The 1,049-nt window shown below is 58.6% G+C and carries 1 protein-coding gene; it reads right to left on the bottom strand.

Translation table 11 applies throughout. From position 1 onward, the window contains the following. The coding region (gene tuf, locus ACR0JE_RS19615; RefSeq protein WP_480865362.1) for an elongation factor Tu at nucleotides 1–1,049 on the bottom strand (1,049 nt) is incomplete at both ends.

Raw genomic sequence — 1,049 nt, 5'->3', positions numbered from 1 at the left:
GGCATGACCATCTCGGTGCCTTCCGCCAGGGTCACGGTGCCGGTCACGTCAGTTGTACGGAAGTAGAACTGCGGACGGTAGTTCGCGAAGAACGGGGTGTGACGACCGCCTTCTTCCTTGGTCAGGATATAGGCTTCGGCTTCGAACTTGGTGTGCGGTGTAACCGAACCCGGCTTACACAGAACCTGGCCACGCTCAACGCCGTCACGATCCACACCACGCAGCAGGGCGCCGATGTTGTCGCCTGCTTCACCGCGGTCCAGCAGCTTGCGGAACATTTCAACGCCGGTGCAGGTGGTTTTGCTGGTGTCGCGGATGCCGACGATTTCGATCTCGTCGCCAACGTTGATCACGCCACGCTCAACACGGCCGGTCACAACGGTACCACGGCCCGAGATCGAGAACACGTCTTCGATCGGCATCAGGAACGGCTGGTCGACAGCACGCTCGGGGGTGTCGATATACTCATCAACAGCCGCCATCAGTTCCTTGATCTTCTCTTCGCCGATTTCCGGGTTGTTGCCTTCCATCGCGGCCAGAGCCGAACCTGCAATGATCGGAATATCGTCGCCGGGGTATTCATACGAAGACAGCAGCTCGCGGATTTCCATTTCCACCAGTTCCAGCAGCTCTTCGTCATCAACCTGGTCAACTTTGTTCATGAACACGACCATCTTCGGGATGCCAACCTGGCGGCCCAGCAGGATGTGCTCACGCGTCTGCGGCATCGGGCCGTCAGCGGCGTTCACAACCAGGATCGCGCCGTCCATCTGAGCGGCACCGGTGATCATGTTCTTGACGTAGTCGGCGTGGCCGGGGCAGTCGACATGCGCATAGTGGCGGTTGTCGGTCTCGTATTCCACGTGGGCGGTCGAGATGGTGATGCCGCGCGCTTTCTCTTCCGGCGCACCGTCAATCTGGTCATACGCTTTGAAGTCACCAAAATACTTGGTGATTGCTGCGGTCAGCGTCGTCTTGCCGTGGTCAACGTGGCCAATCGTGCCGATGTTGACGTGCGGTTTTGTACGCTCAAACTTTTCCTTTGCCAT

It is taken from the genome of Ruegeria sp. H3, assembly GCF_056533095.1.
The sequence above is the reverse complement of the archived record's forward strand: the minus strand, read 5'-3'. Positions and strand labels throughout refer to the sequence as shown.